The organism is Thermomonospora umbrina, from assembly GCF_003386555.1.
GTDB classification, from domain to species: domain Bacteria; phylum Actinomycetota; class Actinomycetes; order Streptosporangiales; family Streptosporangiaceae; genus Thermomonospora; species Thermomonospora umbrina.
The window spans coordinates 2,427,319-2,447,111 of record NZ_QTTT01000001.1; the positions used below are offsets into that span (position 1 = coordinate 2,427,319).

The following is a 19,793-nucleotide window of genomic DNA, read 5'->3' on the forward strand; positions in this document are numbered from 1 at the left end:
GGGGCCGGCTGGCACGCGCCGACCGGCCCCGTCGTGGTCTCGACGGACGCTTCAGTTGCCGACGGAGATCGAGGCGGCCGGGCCGCCGACCTGCACCCAGTTGGTCCCGCTGCCGGTCCACTTGTAGACGGCGCCGCCGTTCGGGGACAGGCCGAAGACCGTCCCGTTGCTGACGGCGAACTGGCGGCCGGCCCCGCCGACCTTGGACCAGCTCTCCGGTGTGCCGTTGTACTTGTGGAGGTCGCCGGTGCTCGGGTTGGTGGCGAACATCCCGGCCCAACCCGCGTAGAGGGCGCCGGCGGCTCCGCCGACCTTGGTCCACGCGGTCCCCGACCCGTTCCACTGGTAGACGGCGTTCTTGTCGGGGCTCAGCCCGTAGAGCCTGCCGCCCCCGACGGCGAACTGCGCGCCCGGGCCGCCGACCTTGCTCCAGTTCTCGGGGGAGCCGTTGTACTTGTAGAGGTCGCCGCTGCTCGGGTCGGTGGCGAAGAGGCCGCCGTCGCCACCGATCAGACTGCCGGCCGCGCCGCCGACCTTGATCCACGACGTTCCGCCGGTCCACTGGTACACGGCGCCGCGGTCGGGCGAGAGCCCGAACAGTTGGTCGCCGGCGACGACGAACGTGTGCCCCGGCCCGCCGACCTTGCTCCAACTGTCGGGTGTGCCGTTGTAGCGGTAGAGGTCGCCCGTCGTCGGGTTGGTGGCGAACAGGCCGGCGCCTCCGGTGTAGATGTCCCGCGCCGCTCCCCCGACCTTGGTCCAGGTGTTGCCGTACCCGGCGTACTGGAACACGCCCGAACGGTCGGGCGACTGCGCGAAGAGATGCGTGCCGCCCCGGGCCGGGACGACGTTGTTGTAGCGCGCCGGCGCGTACGGGCCGGACCCCGCGTCGTACGGGTACGGGAACGAGCGATGCGCGACGTTGTGGCTGCTGCTCAGCTCGTAGCCGACGTACGACGACTGGTTGGCGCTGTTCCAGTGATCGAAGACGACCACGTGGCCGAAGTCGCCGGCGTCGTCGTCGAGCAGGATGTCGCCCGCCTGCAGCTCCCCCTTGGAGATCCAGTGGGCGTACCCCTCGGGGACGAACCTGGGAGTGGTCAGGGACACCCCCAGGTTCCACGCCATGGAGACGAACCCGGAACAGTCGGTCCGGTAGCCGGCGTACGACGCGTCCTGGTTGTAGACGATGCCCTTGCCGACCCAGGACTGCGCCCGCGACAGGATGTGGTCGCGCGTCATGACCGGCATGGCCTCTGGAAGCGCCGTCGCCGACAGCCTGTTCCCCTTCGTGTCGACGATGGGGCCCTGACCGCCGAACCGTCCCTTCGGGGGCGTGGGGTCCGCCGACGCCGTCGCGGACACCGCCGCGATCGGCGTGAGGAGGAGCGACGTCGCCGCGATGAAGCCGATCCGTCGACGTGCCCGTGTGATCCTTCGCATTTCTCTCCCTGTGTGAGGATGGCGCGCCGAGGCGGTCAACGGTGCGGTCGAGGGCCGTTCATTCGACGTTCGTCATCAGCCGAGATGGAACCCGGCGCCGACGCCGCCCTGTGCGTTCATGTCGGCGAGAATGCTGGTGATCGGGGTGAAGTGCTGGGCCCCGAAGGCACTGCCGACCAGCGCGTTGCCGTTGATGACCGGAGCGCCGGAGTCGCCGCCCAGCGTCCAGATCAGGGTCCGGTACCACAGGCCGTTACGGCCGAGCGTCGCCCCGCAGGTGACGCCGGTGCGGTGGCCCTGCTTGCACATGCGGGTGCCCCAGGCGGGGACCTCGCCGATGGAGGTGACGGTCGTGGTCCCGGACGGGCTGGTGACCGTCGGGGTGGGCGCGACCTTCGCCGGGTCGAGCTTGATGACCGCGTAGTCGAGGCCGGGCGTTCCGCCGGTGAGCAGGTTGTTCGGCGTGCTCACGTAGGTCACCTCGCCGATCGGCCCGATCTGCAGCGTCTCCGGGGAGACCGTGAACGGGGCGGGTGAGGCCGCGCTGCCGGGCGGGGTGGTGTCCACGTAGACCTTGTCGCCCACGAGCTTGTTGCCGGCGTCGTCGATGAAGCAGTGCGCGTTGGACAGGCCCACGAGGTTCCCCGCGCCGTCGTGGCCGATGGCGGTGAGCGTGCAGACGTAGAACGCGGTCACCTGCCCGTCCGGGTTCAGGCCGACCCGTTGGATGATCCCCGTGCCGGGGCCGACCGAGACCTTCGTCTCCGCCTGCGCGACCCCTGCCGGCACGGCGAACCCGGCCACCAGAACCGCGCCGGCGGCGCAGAGCTTGCGAAGGAAGTGGGACATCGAGGATTCCTCTCGGAGTGGATCCGTCTCGAACGGAGTCAAACAGACAGCGCTGTTCTTTAGAAGCGTGAGACAGATCACTCGCACCGAGGTTTGACGTCCACGCGCTGATGACACGCATGGATCCTCGTTACGGCCGACCTCAAACGAGGCATGGGGAAAGCGCGCTACGGACGGGTCGTCCGGTCGTAGTGGGCCTTGGCCTTGGCGCGGTTGCCGCAGCCGGCCATCGAGCACCAGCGGCGGCGGCCGTTGCGGGAGGTGTCGAGGAACCACAGGACGCATCCCGTGCCGTCGCAGTGGCGCAGCCGGCCGGGGGGCGCCGTGGCGAGCAGGTCGAGGTAGGCGCGGGTCGCCAGCCAGGCCGGGCGCCACGCCTCGTCGTCCGGGTCGAGGTGTTCGACCGGGCGGCCGTCGTGCAGGGAGAGCCGGAGGACGCCGTGCGCGAGGACGGCGTTGACCTCGTCGTTCTCGCCCTGCTCCAGGGATCGACGGAGGGCCGCGCGGGCCGTCTTGAGGGGCTCGCGGCAGCGCTCGGGGTCCTCGGGGGTCAGGTCGTGTTCGCCGAGCCACTCGGCGAGGTGCGCGGGGTCGTCGAGCGCGTCGTGCCAGATCCCGTCGGCCGGCCATCGCGTGTTGACGAGGTCCAGGGCGAGGGGCTCGCCGGTCAGGGGTCGCTGCGACATGACGTTCAGTCTAACCGGTGTATGCGGGTTGACAAGTTAGATCATCTCTGCCATAACTCTAACCGATGTCTTGGAGTTGACCGGTTAGGAGTGTCGGATGCGACGAGATCGGGTGGCGGGGGCGGCGCTGGCGGCGCAGTCGGTGTCCTTCGGCCTGAACTTCACGGCGGGGGTCTTCTTCACACCCGTCTCCGCCGCGTACGGCCTGACCGCCACGACCCTGGCGATCGCCGCCGGGCTGGCGACGGCGGTGACCGGTCCCGCGCAGCCGGTGGTCGGCGTGCTGCTCGACCGGTTGGGGGCGCGGTTCGTGCTGCTAACAGGGCTGACGCTGATCTCCGGCAGCTATCTGGCGCTGGCGGCCGTTCGGGAGACCTGGCAGTTCGTCGCGGCGTACGTGCTGCTCGGCGGGCTGGGCTTCGCGGCGTCGTCCAGCCTCGCCGTCACCACGCTGATCGGCCGCGCGTACGGCGACCGGGCCGGGCCCGCCCTGACCCGGGCGTCGGTGGGCATCAACCTCGGCCAACTCCTGGCGCCCTGGGCCGCGACGGCCCTGTTCGAGCCGGTGGGCGTCCGGGGGGCGTACCTGGCGCTGGGGCTCACCGGGCTGGTCGTCACCATCGTGCTCGCGGGGGTGCTCCCCCCGGATCGAGGGCCGGTCCGGGCACCGTCCGGGACGGTCGCGCTGCGGGGCAAGGGACGGGTGCTGGCATCCTTCGGGCTGCACTCCGCAACGCTGTACGTGCTGATCCTGCTGCTGCCGAAGTACGCCACCGAGCTGGGCTGGTCGGCGGTCCGGGCGGGGCGGCTGGTCGCCGTCAGCGCGGTCGCCGCCGGGATCACCGCGCTGGTCATCGCCCGGCTGCTGGGCCGGTACCCGCCCGAGACGCTGCTCCGCGCGCTGCACCTCGTCCGGGCCGTGTCGCTGCTGCTCGCGGCCACCGCCACCGACCCCCGCGCCCTCCTCGCCGTCGCGGTGATCTTCGGAACGGCCTCGTTCACGGTGATCCCGCTGACGATGGCGCTGCTCACCCGGGACCTCGACCGGACGCGGCTCGGCCGCGCCCTCGCCCCCGCCTGGCTGATCCACCAGGTCTCGGCCGGGTTCGCGCTGGCCGTGGCCGCCGCCGTCCACGCCCAAACCGGCAGCTACCGGGGCTACTTCGCCTTCGGCGTCCTGCTGAGCCTCACCGCCGCCGCCCTCGTCGGGCGTCCGGCGCCCATCCCCACCCTCAGGAAGGAATCCGCACGATGAACACCCGTCACCACACCGTCGAGATCCAGGGCCTTGAAGTCTTCTACCGCGAGGCGGGCGACCCGGCGAACCCCACCCTCGTCCTGCTGCACGGCTTCCCGACCAGCTCGGCGATGTTCCGCGAGCTGCTGCGGGAGCTGGCCGACGAGTACCACCTGATCGCCCCCGACCACATCGGCTTCGGACAGTCGGCGATGCCTTCGGTGGACGAGTTCGCGTACGGCTTCGAGCGGCTCACCGAGATCACCTTGGGGCTGCTGGACACGCTCGGGCTGGACCGCTTCGCCCTCTACGTCCAGGACTACGGCGCGCCGATCGGGCTCCGGATCGCGTCCCGCCACCCCGAACGGGTGACCGCGATCATCAGCCAGAGCGGCAACGCCTACATGGAGGGCTTCACACCCTTCTGGAACGACCTGTTCGCCCACGCCAAGGACCGGACCGCCCACGAGCCCGCCGTCCGCGCCCTGCTGGAGGCCGACGCCACCCGATGGCAGTACACCCACGGCGTGCCCGCCGAGCGCCTGGACCGGCTGTCCCCCGACACCTGGACCCTCGACCAGGCGTACCTCGACCGACCGGGCAACAAGGAGATCCAACTCCAGCTCTTCTGGGACTACCAGTTCAACCTCGACGGCTACCCGGCCTTCCAGGAGTACTTCCGCACCCATCGCCCGCCGGCGCTGATCGCCTGGGGCCGGAACGACGAGATCTTCGGCCCCGACGGCGCCCGCGCCTTCGCCCGCGACCTCCCGGACGCCGAGATCCACCTCCTCGACGCCGGCCACTTCGCCCTCGAGACCCACGGCCCCGAGATCGCCACCCTCATCCGCGACTTCCTCCGCCGCGCCCTGTCATAGTCCCCCACCTCCGCAGGGCCGCCACCGTCTCGGGTGACGGCCCTGCGGTCTACCCACCCACGGGCCCGGGGGCCTTGCACGAACGGCGCATCGCATCCGCCGTCAGATCCTTCGGACGGCCTTCAGGAGCGGCGAGCCGTCGAGGCGGGCCGGAACGCGTCGGTCGTCCGGCTCTGGACAGGCGCCCGCGGAACGCGCTAGCGTCTCCGATGAGTCAGTCGACTAACTAACAAGGAGCCTCAGTGATCGCAGTGACGGGAGCCACCGGCAACGTGGGCCGTGAGCTGGTCCGGATCCTCACCGAGGAGGGTGCGGCGGTGACGGCGCTCTCCCGCAACCCTCCCGACGATCGGCACCACCTGCGGGCCGATCTCACCGAGCCGGCGAGCCTGCGGCCCGTGCTGATCGGGGCGGAGGCGCTCTTCCTGCTGTTGACCGGCGCGTTCGCCGCCGCCGGTGGGAGCCCTGCCGAGATCCTCAAGTACGCGGCCGACGCCGGAGTGCGGCGGGTGGTCCTGCTGTCGTCCCAGGGCGTCGGAACGCGTCCCGAGAGCGAGTCGCACGGCCGGATCGGCCGGACCTGGGAGGACGAGGTGCGACGGTCGGGACTGGAGTGGACGATCCTGCGTCCGGGCGGCTTCCATTCCAACGCCTTCGGCTGGGCGGAGTCGATCCGCGCCCACCGGACGGTCGCCGCGCCGTTCGCCGAGGTCGGGCTGCCGACCGTCGACCCGGCCGACATCGCCGCCGTCGCGGCGGCGGCGCTGCGCGCACCCGGGCACGCGGGCCGGATCCACGTCCTCACCGGCCCCGAGGCGATCACCCCGCGCGAACAGGCCGCGGCGATCGGGGCCGCGTTGGGCGAGCCGATCCACTTCGCCGAACTGTCCAGGGCGGAGGCGTTCGAGCAGATGACGACCTTCATGCCGGCACCGATCGCCGAGACCACACTCGACATCCTGGGCGCGCCGACACCGGAAGAGGCGCGGATCACCCCCGACGTGCAACGCGTGCTCGGCCGCGCACCGCGCCCGTTCGCCGCCTGGGCCGAACGCAACGCCGACGCCTTCCGCTGACCCCACCGAGGAGGCCGCACGCCCGCGGTGGAGGCGAAACCGCGTCCGGCTCAGCGGGTGCCGGCGCGGTGGTCTCGGGGGGTGGTGCCGTAGGCGGATTTGAAGGTGCGGCTGAAGTGGGCGGAGTCGCGGAAGCCGGCCTCGTGGGCGATCTCGGTGATCGAGATGGTGGCGTGGGCGGGGTCCTCCAGGCGGTGGCGGCAGTGCTCGAGCCGTTGGCGGCGGATCCAGGCGGAGCAGGTCTGGCCCTGGTCGGCGAAGAGTTTCTGCAAGTGACGCAGGGAGATGTGCACGGCCTCGGCGACGTCGGCCGGGGAGAGGTCCGGGTCGGCGAGGTGGCGGCGGATGTGGGCCTTGGCGCTCAGGACGAGGCAGCGTTCGGACGCGCCGTCGCGGGTGGTGGGCGTGTCGAGGAGCTCGGCCAGGTAGATCGACAGCATGTCGAGCGCGTTGCGGGCCGCGTACTCCGCCGAGGCCGGGGGCAGGTCGGCGGCGTGGTCGCCGAGGCCGCGCAACAGGGGGACGAGGAGGGGGCCGACGCCGTGGGTCGCCGGGAGGGCGCGGCCCACCAGGGACGCGGCGGCCCGGCCGGGGTCCAGCCCCAAGGCGTCGTGGGGGAAGGTCACCAGGAGGCGGCTGGTGCGTCCGGGGTTGATGGTGTCGGCGAAGGGCCGGGTGGTGTCCAGCAGGGTGAGGTCGCCGGTGTGGACCAGGTCCTCGTGGTCCATCTGGTTGATGACCGCGTCGCCCTCCATCTGCAGATAGAGGTTGTAGATCCCGGGGTCGCCGCGGCTGATCGCCGACGCGGTGCGGAAGCCCACGTGGGAGGCGGCGAGGTCGCCGTCCAGCCGGGTCACTCCCACCGGGCCGCAGGCGGCGGAACGCCACTCCACGGCGAACTCGTCCGGGCGCGCGGCCTCCAGGCGCACCGGGACGACGCTGTGCCACATCGCGTCCCGGAACGTCTCGAACCCGTCGGGGCCTTGTACGGTCCCCGCGACGGGGAACGGCTCCGGCACCGTGCTCACCCCCCGGTCACAGCAGGTTGCCGTCGGGCGCTCCTTCCAGTGTCGCACCGGTCGGGACGGCCGGAGACCGGGCGCTCAGAAGCAGGGTCGGCGGCCCAGGGTGCAGTGGCGGGGCGGGCCCGCGCCGCCCATGGCCTGGAAGGACACCGTCACCGTGGCGCCGGGCGCGATGATCCCGAGGTCGGCGTACACCCTGCCACCCCGACGACCGGCCGCCGCGCCCCAAGCCGAGGTGATGTCGACGTGGGGGTGATAGCCGAAGGTCAGCCGTCCGGCCTCCTGCGGCACGCCCGTGGGGTTGGTGACGCTGATGGAGCCGGTGAACGTGAAGCCCCAGACGTCCTGAGTGGCGTACCGGGTGACGAGCGCCCGGGGCGCGTCGCGCTCACGGTCATCGCCGTCCGGCCCGTCTCGTCCATCGCGCCCGTCCCGTCCGTCCGGCCCGGCGGGCCCGGGACGCGGGCCGGCCGATGGCACCCCGGGCTCTCGGGTGGCCGACGGGCTCGCGCTCGCCGACGGACCGGCCGGGGGTGTCGGGTCGGTCGGCGCGGCGGAGTCACCGGTGATCGGGGACGCGGGCCGGCTCGCCGGATACTGCGGCGCGGTCTCCGGAGGCGTGCACGACGACGCGTCGGTCCGGCAGGACGACAGCACGGGCCCGTCGCCGGGGCCGAAAAGGGCCCGCAGGGTCAGCGGGGTGGCCATCAGCACCAGCACGAAGACCGCCGCGGTCAGCGCCCGGAGGCGCGTCGCCGACGGCGACCGCCGGGTCCGCGCGGGCGACCGGTGCCGGCCCGTCCTGGGGGTGGTCCGCCGGGCCTCCACGTCGACGCGCCGGACCCCGTTCGACGGCCGGTCCTCGGGCGTCGGGAAGGGACCGGTGGGACGCCCGTTCACGGCGCCTGCCTGCGGTCGGCGAACTGCCACATGGGCGGCAATTCAACCATGTCGCCCATGAAACATCGCCCTATTCCGTGATGACTGATTCATCCTTTGGCCAGATGTGGCCGGCACCGTGGATCGGCAGGCGTTCATGCGGGGTCGACGCCGCGGCGGGAGCGGTGGGCCGCCAGCGCGGCGTGGAGCGTGGGCAGGTCGGCCCCGCGCGTGGGGTCGAGGCCGATCAGATCGGCGATCTTGTTAAGACGGTAGTCGACGGTGTTGCGGTGGACGTGCAGTCGGGCGGCGGTCGCCCGCCGGTCCAGGCCGCAGGCCACGAAGGCGCGCAGGGTGTCGAAGAGGTCGGGCCTGGAGTCCAGCGGTGCCAACAGGCCGGCGAGCCGGTCGCGGGCCGGTCCCGGCCGGGTGAGCTGGTACTCCAGCACCACGTCGGCGAGCCGGTAGACGCCCGGGCCGCGGCCCGAGGACTGGGCGACCTCGCGGACCTCGGTGGCCAGTCGGGCGGCCGCGGCGACGTCGTCGGCCGGGGCCGCGACCGCTCCCGCGACGATGGCCGCGCCGGAGATGGCGGTCAGATGTTCCACGACGGTGGAGAGCCGGTCGAGCTCCCTGCCGTGCGGGGCGTCGGCGTGCGCGTCGTCGGCGGGGCCGTCGAGGGGGATCAGGGCCAGCCCGCCGTCGGCCGTGAGCATCGACAGGACGGTGCCCGGCACCTGACGCTCCAGCTCGGCGCGCAGCCGCCGCAGCTTGCGGCGTGACGCGACCAGCGGGTCGACCCCGGGGGCGAGCTCGTCGGGGTGGGCGCCGACGGCGAGGCTGGTCACCAGGTAGCGGGCGGGCAGGACGATCCCGGCGCGCTGGGCCGCGTCGTGCGCGGGGACGCCGTCGAGCAGGGCGGCCAGCAGCGCCTGCCGGGCATAGTGCTCCTCCCCGAACGCGGCCTGGCGCTCCTGGAGATACCCCGCCGAGACCGCCGCCGTCACCCGCCGCAGGTACATCAGGAGCATGCGCTGCACGGTCAGGACGGCCGGGAGGTCATCGGGCCGGGCGTGGCGATTGACCCGGTCCAGGCATTTTTGTGTGCCGAGGTGATAAGCGCTCAACACCACGTCCAAGGGAATTCCCTCTTCCGCCCGCCGGGCGGCCGACTCGCGCATCGTCTCCAGTTCCGCCACGGTGGGCGGCTCGCCGGAACGCAGCATCCGCGCGAAGGTCCGCAGGGCCTGCTCGACGACCCGGGAGATGTCCCCGCGCAGTTGTTCGGCCGGCAGGGAGGCGTAGACCGGCAGCTCCGCGACCAGCGTGGCCAGCACGGACGTGGTGAGGTGCGAGGTGTCCCGGGAGAGCAGCCGGTCCACCGGGACCCCGCCGAACGCCGTCGGCGTGTCGTTGTGCTCGGTCATAATCCTCCTCCCCGTTCTCTGGATCGTGGCCGGGGTCGATTCCACGGCGGTCATTCCATAATCAATTCCGACCGACCGGGAGTCCCGTCCGGAACGGCGCCGGCCATCACCCCATCCTCCCGGTGGCCGGATGTCAATGGAGCGACCGCTCATGCCGACGGCGACGCCGGCTCGACGCCTCCGCCCACCCCCACTTCTGGAGATCCGATGCGCATGCCGCCCGGCGCGCGACCGTCGTCCCTGGTGACGGCCGTCCTCGCCGCCCTCCTGCTCCTCCTGGTCCCCACCGTCCCCGGCGTCGCCGCCGCCGGGACCGGCTTCCCGCCCGTCGACGGGGCGTGGGACAAGCCCGGCCCCTTCGCCACCGCGAAGGTCTACGAGGGCTCCACCACGCTCTTCTATCCCGCCGACCTCGCGTCGAGCCCCCTTGAGCACCCGGTCGTGGTGTGGGGGAACGGCTCGAATGCGTACCCGTTCATCTATGAGGGCCTGCTGCGGCACTGGGCCAGTCATGGGCTCATCGTGGCGGCGGCCCAGACCCCCTCCGCCAACAGCGGCGAGGAGATGCTGGCGGGCATCGACGCGCTGGCCCGGCTGAACGGTCAGAGCGGAAGCCCGTTCCACGGAAAGGTCGACCTGGAGCGCATCGGGTCCGCGGGTCACTCGCAGGGCGGGGCCGGGGCCATCAACGCGGCGAAGGACCCGCGGATCGACACCGCCGTCCCGATCCAGCCCGGCCCGCTGGCCGCCCCGTCCGGGCTGCACGGCCCGGTGCTCTACCTGGCCGGCCAGACCGACAAGATCGTGTTCCCGTTCCTGGTGCAGTCGTTCTACAACCGGAGCGGCCACGTTCCCGCGCTCTACGCCGAGCTGGCGGGTGCGGGCCACTTCGTCCCGATCGGCGACGGCGGCGGGTTCCGCGGCCTGACGACCGCCTGGTTCCGCTTCCAGCTCCTGGGCGACGAGCAGGCGCGGGGCGTGTTCTTCGGCTCCGGCTGCGGCCTCTGCGCCGACCCGGCCTGGGTCAACGTCAAGCGGAACGCCAAGGCCCTCGCGGTCTCCGGCCCCTAGCCCCAGCCCCGAGGAGGCGCGTGCTCCCCGAGGCGCGGGTCCCGACTGCGGTACACGATGTAGGGCCTGGTGAGATACCCGACCGGTGCGGTGAGCATGTGGACCAGCCTGGTGAACGGCCATATGCAGAACAGCAGGAGCGCGCTCAGGGCGTGCGCCTTGAAGAGGATCGGCACCCCCGTCATCAGGTCCGGGTCGGGGCGCAGGGCGAAGATCGAGCGGAACCACGGAGAGACCGTCGTGCGATAGTCGTAGCCGTCGCCGCCGACGTTGGCGGCGACGGTCGCGGCCAGCCCCAGCACGATGACCAGGGTGAGCACCGCGTACATCAGCTTGTCGTTGCGCGTGGTGGCGGAGAACACCGGGCCCACGGTGCGACGCCGGTAGATCAGGATGGCCAGCCCGGCGATCGTGCAGAACCCGGCGACGGCGCCGAGGACCACGGCGGTCACGTGGTACGCGTGCTCCGTGATACCCACCGCCTCCGTCCAGGTGTCCGGGATGAGCAGGCCGCCCACGTGCCCGAGCAGCACCACCAGGATCCCGAAATGGAACAGCGGGCTGCCCACCCGCAACAGGCGCGCCTCGTAGAGCTGCGAGGACCGGGTGGTCCAGCCGAACCGGTCGTAGCGGTACCGCCAGTAGTGGCCCCCGACGAACATGGCGAGCGCGACGTAGGGCAGCCCCGCCCAGAGCAGGACGTCCGTGCCGCTCACGGCTGCGCCTCCCGGAGACGCGGGTCCGGGAGGAACGCACCGTAGGGCGCGAGCCCGACCTCCTCGCCCGGCGGGCCTGCGGCGGCCAGGCGGAGAACGGCGTCGCGGCCCTCACCGTCCAGCGCGGGCAGGGTCGCCGAGACCGCGTCGAGCACGGCCGCCCACGCGGACCCGTCCTCGGTCAGGGCGAGCCGCAGCACCTCCAGGCCGGCGCGGTGTTCGACCAGCAGACGACGGCCCGCCCGGGGATCGACGGTGGCGGCGAACTCCAGCACCACCGCCAGGTGATCCGGCAGTTCCCCGTCGTCCAACACGACCCCGGCGGCCCGATAGGCGTGCTTGAAGCGCAGCAGGGCCATCCCCCGCTTCCTGGTGTCGCCGTACGCGTAGTAGGTCAGGTACGGGCAGCAGCGCCTGCGGTGATCGAAGGTCGCCACGTAGTCGGCCGCCAGGTCGGTCAGCGGCGTGACGTCCAGATGGGCGAGGAACCGTCCGAGCGACTCCCCAGAGGAGGAGGGCAGCGCGCCGACGACCCGGCGGAGCAGCGGCAGGCGGCCGGCCCACCTCGCGTCGGGGTAGTCGAGCAGCAACGAGGCCGCCTGCCAGACGGCCGTCTCATGCCCGGGCCTCATCGTGGCGGCCTCTCCTTCCCGGAACGCGGTGGGAAGAGTCCGCTCGGAGCACCCTTGCCGTCCCAGTTCAGCAGGTTGACCCGGGTGCCCCCCTCGGCCGGGTGGTCGGCGGTCTGTCGCCGCCGCAGCACGTGGAAGTTCTCCGCCGCGATCGGCGGGGCTCCCCCGGAGGACTCCCCGAACGGCCCGGAGCCCCCCATGCCGGGGCCTCCCTCGTAGTCCAGGCTGCATTCGGTGGCGAGCTCCTCCAGCCGGTGCGCGTCCTCCGCGTGCGCCGAGGGGATCACGTACCGTTCCTCGTACTTGGCGAGGGCCAGCAGCCGGTACATGTCGTACATGGACTCGCCCGTCATGCCCACGCTGGACGGGATCGCTTCGTCCGGCTCGCGGCCGACGTTGAGGTCGCGCATGTAGGACCGCATCGCGGCCAGGCGGCGCAGCACCCGGTCGACGGGGGCCGGGTCGCCGGCGGTGAACAACTCGGCGAGGTAGCCGATCGGGATGCGCAGCGCGTCGACGGCGGCGAACAGGTTGCCGTGGTCCTCGGCGTCGTGCCCGGTGTCGCGCACCGCGTCCACGACCGGCGACAGCGGCGGGATGTACCAGACCATCGGCATCGTGCGGTACTCCGGATGCAGCGGCAACGCCACCTCGTACCGGTTGATCAGGGCGTACACCGGGGAGCGCTGCGCCGCCTCGACCCAGTCGCGGGGGATCCCGGCCCGTTCGGCGGCGGCGGCCACCGACGGGTCGTTCGGATCGAGGAACACCCGCCGCTGCGCCTCGTACAGGTCGGTGTCGTTCGGCGTGGCGGCGGCCTCCAGCACCTTGTCGGCGTCGTACAGCACCAGCCCGATGTAGCGGAGCCGCCCCACGCAGGTCTCCGAGCACACGGTGGGGATGCCGACCTCGACGCGCGGGAAGCAGAACGTGCACTTCTCCGCCTTGCCGGTGCGGTGGTTGAAGTAGACCTTCTTGTACGGGCAGCCGGTCACGCACATGCGCCAGCCCCGGCAGCGGTCCTGGTCGACCAGCACGATGCCGTCCTCGCTCCGCTTGTAGATCGCACCCGACGGGCAGGAGGCGGCGCACGACGGGTTGAGGCAGTGCTCGCAGATGCGCGGGAGGTAGAACATGAAGGTCTTCTGGAACTCCAGCGACACCTTCTCGGAGACCCTCCCGAGCACCACGTCACGATCGCCGAGGCCGGGCGAGCCGCCGAGGTCGTCGTCCCAGTTGGCCGACCAGGACACCTTCATCTCGCGCCCGGACAGCAGCGAGTGGGGCCGGGCCACCGGGGAGTGCTCCTGGAGCGGGGCGTCGGTGAGGGTCTCGTAGTCGTAGGTCCACGGCTCGTAGTAGTCGCCGATGCCGGGCAGCTTCGGATTGGCGAAGATGGTCAGGAGCTTGCGCAGCCGGCCGCCGCCCTTGAGGGTGAGCCGCCCGCGCCGGTTGAGCGTCCAGCCGCCGCGCCAGCGGTCCTGGTCCTCGTAGCGGCGCGGGTAGCCCTCCCCGGGGCGCGTCTCGACGTTGTTGAACCACACGTACTCGACGCCGGCGCGGTTGGTCCACGCCTGCTTACAGGTGACCGAGCAGGTGTGGCAGCCGATGCACTTGTCGAGGTTCATCACCATCGCCATCTGCGCCATGACCCGCATCAGTAGGTCACCTGCTGGGAGCGGCGGCGGATGACGGTGACCTCGTCGCGCTGGTTGCCGGTGGGCCCCAGGTAGTTGAAGGCGAACGAGAGCTGGGCGTAGCCGCCGATGAGGTGGCTGGGCTTGATGAGCAGCCGGGTCAGCGAGTTGTGCACGCCGCCGCGCCGCCCGCCGGTCCGGGTCTCGCTGAGCGGGACGTCGATGAGCCGGTCCTGGGCGTGGTGCATGAAGACGGTGCCCTCGGGGATCCGGTGGGACACGACGGCGCGGGCGACGACGACGCCGTTGCGGTTGACGGCCTCGATCCAGTCGTTGTCGGCGACGTCGATCCGGGCGGCGTCGGCGTCGCTGATCCAGATCGTGGGGCCGCCGCGCGACAGCGACAGCATCAGCAGGTTGTCCTGGTACTCGGAGTGGATCGACCATTTGCTGTGCGGCGTCAGGTAGCGGACCGCGACCCCCAGGTCGCCGTGCTCGCCGAGGCGGGGCTCGCCGAAGAGGGCGTGCATGTCCAGCGGGGGCCGGAACGTCGGGAGCTGCTCCCCCAGCTCGGCCATCCAGTCGTGGTCGAGGAAGAAGTGCTGCCGTCCGGTGAGGGTGTGCCAGGGCTTGAGCCGCTCGACGTTGACGGTGAACGGCGAGTAACGGCGGCCCCCGGTCTCCATGCCCGACCATTCGGGCGAGGTGATGACGGGGACGGGCCCGGCCTGGGTGTCGGTGAAGGTGATCTGCTCGTCCTCGCGTCCGGCGGCCAGGTCCGCGAGGGGGATGCCGGTCCGCTTCTCCAGCGTGCGGAACCCCTGAACGGCCAGGCTCCCGTTGGTGGTCCCGGACAGCGCCAGGATGGCCTCGCAGGCGTGGACGTCCCGGACCAGCGAGGGGCGGCCGTCGATGGTGCCGTTCTTGCGCTTCAGGTACTCGACGGCGCGGCCGAAGTCGAACGTCACCCCTTTGGTGGCCCCGCCGAGCCGCTCCGCGAGCGGGCCCAGCGTGCCCATCCTGGCCGCGAGCGCCGGATAGTCCCGTTCCACCACCACGAGCTTCGGCATGGTGACGCCGGGGATGGGCTCGCATTCCCCGGCGGCCCAGTCGCGGACCCGGCCGTGCGGAGTGGCCAGTTCGTCCGGGGTGTCGTGCAGCAGCGGCGCGGCGACGACGTCCTTGCGGACCCCGAGGTGCGTCTCGGCCAGACGACTGAACGCGGCGGCGATGGACTGGAAGGCGTCCCAGTCCGTGCGGGTCTGCCACGGCGGGGCGATCGCCGGGTTGAACGCGTGGATGAACGGATGCATGTCGGTGGTGCTGAGGTCGTGCTTCTCGTACCAGGTGGCGGCCGGGAGCACGATGTCGGAGTAGATCGTCGTGCTGGTCATCCGGAAGTCCAGCGTCAGCAGCAGATCGAGCTTGCCCACGGGGGCCTCGTCCCGCCACACCACGTCCTTCGGGCGGGCGTGCGGCGGGGCCTCGGCGGCACGGAGGGACGAGCCGGTGCCCAGCAGATGCTTGAGGAAGTACTCGTCACCCTTGGCCGAGGAGCCCAGCGGGTTGGCCCGCCACACGCTGAGGACGCGGGGAAAGTTCTCGGGGGCATCCGGGTCCTGGCAGGCGAACCGCAGCCGCCCCGCCTTCAACTCCGTCACCACGTGGTCGGCCACCTCGCGTCCGGACGCCTCGGCCTCGTCGGCCAGGTCCAGCGGGTTGCGGTCGAACGTCGGGTAGGACGGCATCCAACCCAGCCGGGCGGACAGCGCGATCAGGTCGGCGGTCGTCCGGCCCGCCAGGGTCCCCCGCGCGGTGGCCCCGGCGAACGCGCCCGCCCCGAACGGGTCGTACCGGAACTGGTCGGTGTGCAGATACCAGTACGCGGTCTGGATCATCAGCCGGGCCGGCCGGGACCAGTCGAGCGCGGAGGCGAGCTGGGTCCAGCCGGTGACCGGGCGGCACTTCTCCTGGCCGACGTAGTGCGCCCAGCCGCCGCCGTTGACGCCCTGGCAGCCGGTCAGCGTGGTCAGCGCCAGGAACGCCCGGTAGACGGTGTCGGCGTGGAACCAGTGGTTGACCCCCGCCCCCATGATGATCATGGAGCGGCCGCCGGTCTCCTCGGCGTTGGCGGCGAACTCCCGCCCGATCCGGGCCGCCGCTCGCGCCGGGACACCGGTGAGGGCCTCCTGCCATGCCGGGGTGTACGGCTGGGAGGCGTCGTCGTACCCGGACGGCCAAGTGCCCGGCAGCCCGTCGCGCCGCACCCCGTACTGGGCGAGCATGAGGTCGTAGACGGTGGTGACCACGTGGCCGCCGACCTTCCGAACGGGGACCCCCCGGCGCAGGACCCCGTCGGCGTCGAACCTCGGGAGCTCGATCTCCACGGCGTCCTCGGCATCGTCCGCCAGGGTGAGCAGCGGGTCGACGTCGCCGAGGTCGAGGTTCCACCGCCCGACGCCGGAGTCCCCGAAGCGGAACCCCAGGGACCCGTTCGGCACCACCGGACGGCGGGTCGCCGCGTCCAACACGACGGTCTTGAAGGCCGCGTTCTCGGCCTCGGCCTCAGCGCCCGGCAGGTCGGCGGCGGTGAGGAACTTGCCGGGACGCCCGTCCTCCACCCGCACCAGGAACGGCAGGTCGCTGTACCGCTTGACGTATCCGGTGAAGGACGGCACCCGCCGGTCGACGAAGAACTCCTTCAGCACCACATGGCCCATCGCCATCGCCAACGCCCCGTCGGTGCCCGGACGCGGGGCCAGCCACTCGTCGGCGAACTTGACGTTGTCGGCGTAGTCGGGCGAGACCGCGACGACCTTCTGGCCGCGGTAGCGGGCCTCGGTCATCCAGTGCGCGTCCGGGGTGCGGGTGACGGGCAGGTTCGAGCCCCACATGACGAGGTACCCGGCGTCCCACCAGTCCCCCGACTCGGGCACGTCCGTCTGGTCGCCGAACACCTGCGGGGACGCCACCGGCAGGTCGGCGTACCAGTCGTAGAACGACAGCATCGCCCCGCCGAGCAGCGACACGAACCGCGCGCCGGACGCGTGCGACACCATCGACATCGCCGGGATCGGGGAGAACCCCGCGATCCGGTCCGGCCCGAACTCCTTGATCGTGTGCACGTGGGCGGCGGCGATCATCTCGACCGCCTCGTCCCACGTCGCCCGCACCAGTCCGCCCCGCCCCCGGGCGGCCTTGTAGCGGCGCGCCCGTTCCGGGTCGGACACGATCTCGGCCCAGGCTGCCACCGGGTCGCCCGTCCGGGCCCTGGCCTCGCGGTACATCTCCAGCAGCACACCGCGCACGTACGGGTAGCGCACCCGAGTGGGCGAGTAGGTGTACCAGGAGAACGCGGCACCCCGGGGGCATCCGCGCGGCTCGTACTCCGGGCGGTCGGGCCCCACCGACGGATAGTCGGTCTCCTGGGCCTCCCAGGTGATGATGCCGTCCTTGACGTAGACCTTCCACGAGCAGGAGCCGGTGCAGTTCACGCCGTGCGTCGATCGGACCACCTTGTCGTGCGCCCACCGGCCCCGGTAGAAGTCGTCCGCCTGCCGGCCGCCCTTCTTCTGGAGAACGCGCAGGTCGGGCGACACCTCTCCCCGGGTGAAGAAGCGCCGGGTCGCCACCAGCGCGTCGGTCACCGGGCCGTCCAGCTCCGCGCGGCGGCTCACCGCGCGCCCGCCTTCTCCGGGGAGCGCCGGGCGGCCACGGCCCTCTGGACGACGGTGGCGGTGAACACGCCGGTCGCGGCGGCCACGATCGCCAGCAGGACCAGCCCGAGGGCGTACGAGCCGTTCGCGCCGTAGATCGAGCCCATCAGCAACGGCGGCACGAACCCGCCCAGACCGCCGGCCGCGCCCACCATCCCGGTCACCGAACCCACCTTGCCGCCCGGGACGAGTTGCGCGACCAGGGCGAACGTGGCCCCGCTGCCCGCGCCCAGCGCCGCCGCCAGGGACAGGAACGCGATCGTCCCCACGGGTGCCAGCGAGGGCGTGAACGCCTGGACGGCCGCCGCCACGGTCACCACCGCGAACGTCACCACGAGCACCCGCACCGCGCCCACCCGGTCCGACAGCCAGCCGCCGATCGGGCGCATCACGACCGCCAGCAGCACGAACCCGGCCATCCGGTCGGCCGCGTCCGCCTGCTGCAGCCCGTACGCGGTCTTCAGGTAGGTGGGCAGGTACACCGAGAACGCGACGTACCCGCCGAACGACACCGCGTACAGCGCCGCCGCCTGCCAGGTCACCGACAGCCGGGCGGTGGCCGCCATCCCCGCCCACGGAGATCCGGACGGCGGCGTGCGTCCCGGCGCCTCGCGCAGCACCGCCGCCGCCACCGCCGCGTACACGACCAGCAGCCCGGCGGTCACCAGGAACGGGGCCGCCTCGCCCCAGGCGTCGATCATGTCGACGGTGGTCAGGGCGCTGATGGCGGTGCCGCCCATCCCCATGCCGAAGACGCCGGTCGCCATGCCGCGCCGCTCGGGCGGGAACCACGCGCTGGTGAACGGCACCCCGACGGCGAACGCGGTGCCGCCCACCCCCAGGAAGAACCCGCCGATCAGCAACGACGCGAGCGACGACTGCCCCCACAGGCCCAGGTACAGCACCGGGACGACGGTCGCGGCCGACACGGCGGGGAACATCACCCGGCCCCCGAACCTGTCGGTCAGCGCCCCGATCGGGATGCGGCCGACGGAGCCGACCACCACGGGCACCGCCACCAACAGCGCCTGCTCGAACGAGCTCAGGCGCAGTTCGTCCTGGAAGCGCGGACCGAGCGGGCTGAGCAGCGCCCACGCCCAGAAGTTGACGGCGAACCCGACCGTGGCCGTCAACAGCATGATCCACGGCCGTGCGCCGATCCCCGGCGCCCGCCGTGCCTCAGCCATCGCCCCGCGTCATGGTCGCCTCCGGAAAGGTGCAGGTCGTCGTGGTCGCGACCTTCCCGATCTCCCGTGCGATCAACCCCGTTCGGTCACCGAAGCGCCCCGGAGGGTGACGAGGCTCAGTGGGCCGGGACGCCGGTGTGCAGGGTGTAGAGGCCGTCGTGCTCCTCGACGGTGGTGCCGAACTCGGCGGAGGCGGCGATGAGGCGTTCGCGGATGAAGACCCGTTCGTTCTCGTCGGCCGGCCGGGTACGGCAGTAGTCCAGGGCCAACGGCACCGCCGTCACCTCCCGCGGACCCCGTTCGTCCAGAGTGACCAGGAACATCAGGCCCAGATCGTTGCGGAGCCCGGCGTCCACCGCGTAGTCGTCGATGAAGTCCCCGAGGTCGTACAGCACCGGACCGTCGACGCCGTGGAAGACGTGCGCGGAGTGCCCGGCGATCAGGGTGGCGCCGGCGGCCAGCAGCTCCGCGGCGGCCTTGCGGACGTACGCGAGCGGCTCGGCGGTCATGTTGGGGCCCCAGTGCGGCGTCACCAGCACGACGTCGGCCCGCCGCCGCAGCTCTCCGATCTGCCGGGCCAGCCAGTCGGGGACGCCCGCGAGGAGGTCGGCGTACGCGACGCCGGGGTGGCGGGCCCCGACGGCGAAGTCCGCGGGGTGGTCGGTCACGCCCAGCACCGCCACCCGCACGCCGCGGGCCTCCAGGATGACGGCGGCCCTGGCCTCCTGCGGGTCCGCGCCGGCGCCCACCGCCTCGATCCCGTTCTCGGCCAGGTGCTCGCGGGTGTCGGCGAGGGCGTCGGGCCCGAAGTCCAGGGCGTGGTTGTTGGCCAGGGTGACGCAGTCGACGCCCAGCCAGGCCAGTGACTCCGCCGCCGCCGGCGGGGCGCGGAAGTGGAACATCTTGCCCGGCGACTCCCATGGATCGCCCCGGGTCGAGATGCAGCACTCCAGGTTGAGCACCGCCAGGTCGGCCGACATGAAGCGGTCGCGGACCGCGTCGGAGAACAGGGAGCGCGGGGAGGCGGCGGCCAGCCGGTCCGCCACGTCGCGTCCCAGCATCGTGTCGCCCGCCAGCGCCAGCGTGATGTCCATGGTCCTCACCTCGGCGAGTCATCGTCCTCTTTCGCCCTCCTTACCCCGTTTTGGCTGGTCGGAGCGGCGGTACCGGGCCGACGGGGCGGTGATCTACGGCGTACGCTGGGTAACGAGGGAGCGAGAAGGAGGACGACGGGACGATACGGTGGGCAAGCACTCGAAACCGGCCACGCGCAGATGCCCCGGATGCGTCGGCACGGGTACCAGCACGGCGACCGGCCGGCACTGTTCGGTGTG

General features: G+C 72.2%; 16 protein-coding genes. 4 read left to right on the top strand and 12 right to left on the bottom strand.

Going from position 1 to position 19,793, the window contains the following annotated elements; genetic code table 11:
• Positions 1 to 51: 51 nt before the first annotated feature.
• From DFJ69_RS10670 to DFJ69_RS10680, 3 genes are all read right to left on the bottom strand, one after another.
• Positions 52 to 1,443, bottom strand: coding sequence for a tectonin domain-containing protein (locus DFJ69_RS10670; protein WP_116022330.1), 1,392 nt, complete (start codon positions 1,441 to 1,443; stop codon positions 52 to 54).
• Between the two features lie 75 nt (positions 1,444 to 1,518).
• Positions 1,519 to 2,292 carry a chymotrypsin family serine protease gene (locus tag DFJ69_RS10675; RefSeq protein WP_116022331.1) on the bottom strand — a complete coding sequence of 258 codons (774 nt, stop codon included), beginning with the start codon at positions 2,290 to 2,292 and terminating at the stop codon, positions 1,519 to 1,521.
• A gap of 167 nt (positions 2,293 to 2,459) precedes the next feature.
• The gene (locus DFJ69_RS10680; protein WP_116022332.1) at positions 2,460 to 2,978 is read right to left on the bottom strand and encodes a CGNR zinc finger domain-containing protein; all 519 of its coding nucleotides are present in this window, start codon (positions 2,976 to 2,978) and stop codon (positions 2,460 to 2,462) included.
• A gap of 97 nt (positions 2,979 to 3,075) precedes the next feature.
• Between DFJ69_RS10680 and DFJ69_RS10685 the strand changes: the two genes are divergently transcribed.
• From DFJ69_RS10685 to DFJ69_RS10695, 3 genes are all read left to right on the top strand, one after another.
• Positions 3,076 to 4,233 (top strand): MFS transporter, encoded by a 1,158-nt coding sequence (locus tag DFJ69_RS10685; protein ID WP_116022333.1) that lies wholly within the window; start codon positions 3,076 to 3,078, stop codon positions 4,231 to 4,233.
• On the top strand, positions 4,230 to 5,093 hold the full coding sequence (locus DFJ69_RS10690) for an alpha/beta fold hydrolase (RefSeq protein ID WP_116022334.1): 864 nt from the start codon (positions 4,230 to 4,232) through the stop codon (positions 5,091 to 5,093). Before DFJ69_RS10685 ends, DFJ69_RS10690 begins: the two co-directional genes overlap by 4 nt.
• 242 nt (positions 5,094 to 5,335) lie before the next feature.
• Entirely contained in the window at positions 5,336 to 6,169 is an 834-nt protein-coding gene (locus DFJ69_RS10695; RefSeq protein ID WP_116022335.1) for an SDR family oxidoreductase, read from the top strand.
• 50 nt (positions 6,170 to 6,219) lie between these two features.
• Here DFJ69_RS10695 and DFJ69_RS10700 read toward each other — a convergent pair whose 3' ends face one another.
• The 3 genes from DFJ69_RS10700 to DFJ69_RS10710 form a co-directional block, all read right to left on the bottom strand.
• Complete coding sequence (locus tag DFJ69_RS10700; protein WP_116022336.1) at positions 6,220 to 7,197, bottom strand: AraC-like ligand-binding domain-containing protein; 978 nt, start codon at positions 7,195 to 7,197, stop codon at positions 6,220 to 6,222.
• Between the two features lie 75 nt (positions 7,198 to 7,272).
• A complete protein-coding gene (locus DFJ69_RS10705; RefSeq protein ID WP_116022337.1) occupies positions 7,273 to 8,094 on the bottom strand; it encodes a cellulose binding domain-containing protein in 822 nt (273 codons plus the stop codon).
• A gap of 134 nt (positions 8,095 to 8,228) precedes the next feature.
• On the bottom strand, positions 8,229 to 9,500 hold the full coding sequence (locus tag DFJ69_RS10710) for a helix-turn-helix domain-containing protein (RefSeq protein WP_116022338.1): 1,272 nt from the start codon (positions 9,498 to 9,500) through the stop codon (positions 8,229 to 8,231).
• A gap of 207 nt (positions 9,501 to 9,707) precedes the next feature.
• On the opposite strand from DFJ69_RS10710, the gene DFJ69_RS10715 reads away from it, so the two are divergent.
• Positions 9,708 to 10,571 (top strand): alpha/beta hydrolase family protein, encoded by an 864-nt coding sequence (locus tag DFJ69_RS10715; protein ID WP_245974241.1) that lies wholly within the window; start codon positions 9,708 to 9,710, stop codon positions 10,569 to 10,571.
• Here the strand turns inward: DFJ69_RS10715 and narI are convergent.
• The 6 genes from narI to DFJ69_RS10745 all read right to left on the bottom strand — a co-directional run bounded on the left by narI (position 10,568) and on the right by DFJ69_RS10745 (position 19,553).
• The gene (gene narI, locus DFJ69_RS10720) at positions 10,568 to 11,287 is read right to left on the bottom strand and encodes a respiratory nitrate reductase subunit gamma (protein ID WP_116022339.1); all 720 of its coding nucleotides are present in this window, start codon (positions 11,285 to 11,287) and stop codon (positions 10,568 to 10,570) included. The genes DFJ69_RS10715 and narI overlap by 4 nt on opposite strands.
• Complete coding sequence (gene narJ / locus DFJ69_RS10725) at positions 11,284 to 11,919, bottom strand: nitrate reductase molybdenum cofactor assembly chaperone (protein WP_116022340.1); 636 nt, start codon at positions 11,917 to 11,919, stop codon at positions 11,284 to 11,286. Before narJ ends, narI begins: the two co-directional genes overlap by 4 nt.
• Complete coding sequence (gene narH, locus DFJ69_RS10730; RefSeq protein WP_116022341.1) at positions 11,916 to 13,577, bottom strand: nitrate reductase subunit beta; 1,662 nt, start codon at positions 13,575 to 13,577, stop codon at positions 11,916 to 11,918. The genes narJ and narH overlap by 4 nt, the downstream gene beginning before the upstream one ends.
• Entirely contained in the window at positions 13,577 to 17,233 is a 3,657-nt protein-coding gene (locus tag DFJ69_RS10735; protein WP_211328579.1) for a nitrate reductase subunit alpha, read from the bottom strand. The genes narH and DFJ69_RS10735 overlap by 1 nt, the downstream gene beginning before the upstream one ends.
• The gene (locus tag DFJ69_RS10740; protein WP_116022342.1) at positions 17,230 to 18,459 is read right to left on the bottom strand and encodes an MFS transporter; all 1,230 of its coding nucleotides are present in this window, start codon (positions 18,457 to 18,459) and stop codon (positions 17,230 to 17,232) included. The genes DFJ69_RS10735 and DFJ69_RS10740 overlap by 4 nt, the downstream gene beginning before the upstream one ends.
• A gap of 116 nt (positions 18,460 to 18,575) precedes the next feature.
• Positions 18,576 to 19,553, bottom strand: coding sequence for a CapA family protein (locus DFJ69_RS10745; protein ID WP_116022343.1), 978 nt, complete (start codon positions 19,551 to 19,553; stop codon positions 18,576 to 18,578).
• Positions 19,554 to 19,793 lie beyond the last annotated feature (240 nt).